Annotated in this window: 8 protein-coding genes; 5 read left to right on the top strand and 3 right to left on the bottom strand. The window is 25.2% G+C overall.

The window, feature by feature from the left end; all coding sequences use genetic code 11:
• Nucleotides 1-31: 31 nt before the first annotated feature.
• Both WC356_07395 and WC356_07390 read left to right on the top strand, forming a co-directional pair.
• Nucleotides 32-328: a hypothetical protein gene (locus WC356_07395; GenBank protein MFA5382967.1), complete on the top strand. Its 297-nt coding sequence runs from the start codon at nt 32-34 to the stop codon at nt 326-328.
• Entirely contained in the window at nt 325-678 is a 354-nt protein-coding gene (locus tag WC356_07390; GenBank protein MFA5382966.1) for a hypothetical protein, read from the top strand. The genes WC356_07395 and WC356_07390 overlap by 4 nt, the downstream gene beginning before the upstream one ends.
• Nucleotides 679-703: 25 nt before the next feature.
• Here the strand turns inward: WC356_07390 and WC356_07385 are convergent, their stop codons facing one another.
• Together WC356_07385 and WC356_07380 are read right to left on the bottom strand one after the other, a co-directional pair.
• Nucleotides 704-1,687, bottom strand: coding sequence for an MBL fold metallo-hydrolase (locus WC356_07385; GenBank protein MFA5382965.1), 984 nt, complete (start codon nt 1,685-1,687; stop codon nt 704-706).
• A 5-nt stretch (nt 1,688-1,692) separates the two neighbouring features.
• Nucleotides 1,693-2,253: a hypothetical protein gene (locus WC356_07380; GenBank protein MFA5382964.1), complete on the bottom strand. Its 561-nt coding sequence runs from the start codon at nt 2,251-2,253 to the stop codon at nt 1,693-1,695.
• Nucleotides 2,254-2,304: 51 nt separating this feature from the next.
• On the opposite strand from WC356_07380, the gene pyrH reads away from it, so the two are divergent.
• Nucleotides 2,305-3,012, top strand: coding sequence for a UMP kinase (gene pyrH, locus WC356_07375; protein ID MFA5382963.1), 708 nt, complete (start codon nt 2,305-2,307; stop codon nt 3,010-3,012).
• Nucleotides 3,013-3,081: 69 nt separating this feature from the next.
• A complete protein-coding gene (alaE, locus tag WC356_07370; protein ID MFA5382962.1) occupies nt 3,082-3,735 on the top strand; it encodes an L-alanine exporter AlaE in 654 nt (217 codons plus the stop codon).
• 19 nt (nt 3,736-3,754) lie between these two features.
• On the opposite strand, the gene WC356_07365 is transcribed toward alaE, so the two are convergent.
• Nucleotides 3,755-4,510 carry a helix-turn-helix domain-containing protein gene (locus tag WC356_07365; protein ID MFA5382961.1) on the bottom strand — a complete coding sequence of 252 codons (756 nt, stop codon included), beginning with the start codon at nt 4,508-4,510 and terminating at the stop codon, nt 3,755-3,757.
• 122 nt (nt 4,511-4,632) lie between these two features.
• On the opposite strand from WC356_07365, the gene WC356_07360 reads away from it, so the two are divergent.
• Nucleotides 4,633-4,838 (top strand): hypothetical protein (locus WC356_07360; GenBank protein MFA5382960.1); only part of this gene is annotated, 206 nt, incomplete at its 3' end.

Here is a 4,838-nt window from a genome sequence, read left to right as displayed (position 1 = left end):
AGTTATTAGTTAATAACAATTGGTGATAAATATGTCAGGAAAAATAAAAGGAATAAAAGCAGTACAAATTCAAAAAATGGTTCATTCTCCAACTTTAAATACAGTTATTATGGTAGAGGAAACTTTAAAAAAAATGAAAAATAGTATTATTTCTGTTGCTGATCTTAAAAAAGAATTACCAAAACAAATTAATCATAATACTTTAAAATTAATTTTAGAATACCTTGAAGAAAGCAATAAAATTGTAGTAAGTATAAAAGGTATCACTTGGATTTATAATACTAATTTAAATTTAAGAAAAGAGATATTAAGAGGATTGGAATTATGAAAAAAATAAGATTAATTCTTTCTCCAACTGCAGAAGAAGTTTATAAATATTTAAATGAACAGGCTTCAGAATCAAAGATAGAAGCATCTATTTTAAGGGCGTTTAATAAGAAAAAAGAATTAATTAAACTAAATATTCATTATGGGGTTTCAGTACCAAAATATCTTATTCCTTCAGAATATAAACAAAAATATGGAATTACAAATTTATTTAGAGTAGAACTACCTAATTTTTGGAGGATGTTTTATTCTTTAACTGATGGAGAAACTAAAATTGAGATTATTGCATTTGTTTTAGATATTTTAGATCATGATAAATATAACAAAAAATTAGGGTACAAAAAGAAATGAATAAAAAATATAACTTGTAAAATGTTTATTTCTTTTTTTGTTCTATAGATGTTGTTATATTGTATTCATATCCATCTGTTATTACAGATATTGTTCCATTTAAATCTGTTCTAAGCATTTTAGCCTTTCTTAATCTAAATGCTTCTAAAACTGCATTATTTGGTATTTCTTCCTCTGTTGGCCCAACAAAAACAACTGCGTATTCTGGTTTAACTTTATCTATTAATGAAAATAATTGTACTGTTTGATCTCCACCTACTGAGGCAGTGCTTGTTCCATGATTTGGGGCTTTCATAAAAGTAGATTTGATATTTGGATAATTTGCTAAAATAGTATTTTGTACTCCTGTTTCAACATCACTGAAATACAATGAAAAATTTCTATCTGTTATATACAAGGTAATTGAATTTAAAGTTGGATTAACATTAGGATACCTAATTTTTTGAGGATTTAGAATAGTAATTGATATTCCATTTAAATTAACATTTTCTCCAAATTCTGGGTTTTTTATTGGAATATTCTTATTTTCTAAGATAGTATAAATCTCATTATAATAAATATTTTCTTCTTTTATTCCATTATCCCAATATTGTTGAACTTTAAAATTTTCTAATATTTTTTTCATTTGCGCTGAATTATCTTTTGTATATTTTGTAGTAATAGCTATTTCTAAGTTAGTTATATTTTTTTCATTTAAAAAATTAATAATATCTTTTTCTCCACCTGCATCAATTAAAATTTCAAAATCTCCTTTTTTAAGTAAAGTTGCATCCCCCATTCCTACATCTATGAAATAAACTTCTAAATCAGCTTCAATATCTTCATTGAATCTAATAGTACCATTTAAAACATCTTCATAAACAGGTTTTGGGGGTTGATAAATTGTTTCATTTGGTTTTGTTGTTTGATTTTTATCTGGTATCTCTGCGTGTGGTTTTTCTTCCCCATTAGATATACATCCAAAAAGTAATATTCCAATTAAAAATATTAATACAATTATTTTTTTCATTTTTCTCACCTTTTTGAGTATAAAATTTCACTTCTTGCTTGTTCAATTTGTCTTCTTGCTACATCTTGTTTTCTTCTAAAATTTGGAATTATTGAATTAGAAAATTGTATTGGTTCAACAGATTCATATATTGTTTCCATTGCATCAAACATTCTTTCTGCTTCTTTATAATTATCTTTTCTTAATAAATCAAGCATCTCTCTTCTTAATTCTCCGACAATATCCATTAATCCATTTAAATAAGATACATCAGATACTTTTAATTTTTCAGGAGAAGAAATTTTTTCATTTTCAACTACTTCAAGTAATATAACTGCTTCAGTATATTCTTGTTCTATATGTTCAATATGTACTTCAAATTCTTCCCGTAAGTTATTTAATTTTTTGAGTCCGTCTTCAACATTTTTTATTAATTCTTTTGCTGATTTTAGTTTTCTTCTATGTATTTCTTTAATTGCTTTTGAGCAGTCTCTAACTAAAGCTCTTTTTTGCTCTAATATTTCAGTTTGTTGTTTTTCCTTTTTTTCAAATTCCTTTATCATTCTTTCAAAATTCATATTTATCATCTTAAATATTAGGAAAGCAAGATTTAAAATATATACTTGTTTTGTTTTATTATGGAAACTATTGTAATATCATTAGGTGGAAGTGTAATAAATACAGGTAAATTAAATATCTCTTTAATTAAAAATTTTGGAGATCTTTTAATAAAACTCAATAAACAAAAAAAAACTAAATTTGCAGTAATTTGCGGTGGAGGAAAATTATTTAGAAATCTTCTTTTTGAAGTTAAAAAATATTCAAATAATAAAATTTCTTTTGACTGGCTTGGTATTCATTGTACACGTGTAAACGCACAGTGTGTTTTAGCTTATTTTATATCTAAAAAAACAAAAACATGTGTTGAAGTTTCTCTTTCATCAGACCAAAGTGTTAAGTTATTAAGTAAATATGATTTTGTTTTTCAAGGAGGAGATAAACCAGGATATACATCAGATATGGATGCAGTTGAATTAGCGGTTTTGAATGGAAAACATACAAAATTAATAAACATAAGCAATGTTGACGGAATTTATACTGCAGATCCAAATAAATATAAAAGCGCTGAAAAAATATCAAAAATGACCCACAAAGAATTAAGCGCCTTAATTTTAAAATCTGGAAAAGGATATAAATCTGGACAAAATATTGTGTTTGACCAAATGGCCACCAAATTAGCGCAGAAGCACAATATTGAATTGCACTTCATAAGCGCTGAAAACTTAAAAGATGTTGAGAAAATAATCCAAGGCAAAGCGCACAAAGGTACGATTGTTAAAAACTAATTATACATTAGAAAGTTTTAAAAACAGAGATACATGTAATTTATTTTATAAACACAAGTGGTGAATAAATTGATTACATTTAAGAGAAGATTAGAAGATAGTAATAAAAAATTTATATATAAGGTACTTCCTCATAGTTCTAGAAGAATACAAGTTTTTAATAATTGTGATTATAAAAAAAGATCAAAAAGAAAAAGACTATATTTAAACCGAGATTTTTCTAAATTATCTAATTTATCTTCAAGATTTAAGTCAGTTGAAAATCTGAAAACACAAGATGAAAGTCCAACTTCTCTTAAAAAATATCTTGTTGATACTTCGTGTGGTTTATTAGGTTCTTGTACTTTACCTGGATTTTTTGAATTTTTTGTAGTTGGGTTTACTTTTGAACAGACTTTGAAACAAAGATCTGCTATGATTTGTTTTGATTTATGTTTTAGTAGATTTTATGGTGCTTTTAGAGATTGGTTTGCTAAAAAAGTAAAAACAGATCATAAAAGTGATGGCATTAAAAAATATTTGACTGATACTGCTAGTAATTTATTGTTTTATCTTTCTTTTTATTCAACCTTCTTAATTTTTTTGAATAGGCCTCCATTGAAAAAAGCGATATTTTCAATTGCAACTATTGCTTTTATGGGATTGTTTAGTGGAAGAATTTATGGTAGGATATTAGATTTTTGGAGAAAATTGTGGAAAACAAACCCAACTTTAAATAAATAAAAAAATTTATTTTTTAGATTTAAGGTTTTGCTATTTTCCACAACTGGTTGAAAAAATGTTTAAAAGATGTAGTTACATTTTTGTTATATATTAAAACGCATGAAACCGGATCCTGGTAGTTAAAAATGCCAACTATATTATTCCCAAAAACATTTACTGCAACTGGAGTTAAACCTTCTAATATTTTACATTCACATAATTTAAATTTTTTATATTTATTAAAATATTCTCCTCTTTCAGAAAAAATTAATCTAAATTTTATTTTCTTTTCTATTCTTAATTTATGAAATTTAGTCCACATTTTATTGTATTTTTCATCTTTTTTTTCGGTTACAGCCATTGCAATAATTTCCTCTCCTTTTTCTAATTCACCAAGTGCTTCATAAATTGCAGTTTTTATCCCTTTATATCCAGTATATGTTATTGATTTAAATTTAGTTTCTTTATTTGAAATATACATTTTTTCTAGATTTGGCAATATTGTTTGAATTTCCTTTTCTTCTTTTTCTAATTTTTCTTTTTTCTTTTTATTAAATTCTAATAATTGTTCTGGCCTAGAAGAACTAAAATATTTTATCCCATCTATTATTGATTCGCTTACTAATCCTTTGTCTTTCAAAGATTCTAAAATTTCATATATTTTTCCAGTATTTAAATTAGCAGTTTTTAAAATTTCTCCGGTTTTTGCTGTTTTTAACTTTAATAAAGTTGTATATACAATACTCTCATTTTTTGTTAAACCTATATTATTTAAGATTTTGATAGTATTATCCATATTATAGTATTTACTTCTGTCTTTTTAAATCTTATTATTCCTCTACACTTTAGGGGGGGAAGTATTTAAATATAAGTTAATACACAATAATTAATGTAATAACACAAATGGAGGGGGAGAGAATGAGAGCATATAAAAAAAATCTAATACATAAAATGGAAGTAAGAAATCCAATTAAAGAATTTGGTATGAAATTAGCTGAAGAAGTAAAAATGGTTTTTGATTTAGTTGTAAATCATCCAGTAGAAGCCTTTTTTGCATTATCATTAACTGTAGGGTCTGTTTTTGCATCACCTAATGAAGCAGATGGAACAGCAAGTTTTAGAAA

The sequence above is a fragment of the Candidatus Micrarchaeia archaeon genome (genome assembly GCA_041653315.1).
Lineage (GTDB): Archaea > Micrarchaeota > Micrarchaeia > Anstonellales > JAHKLY01 > JAHKLY01.
The sequence above is the reverse complement of the archived record's forward strand: the minus strand, read 5'-3'. Positions and strand labels throughout refer to the sequence as shown.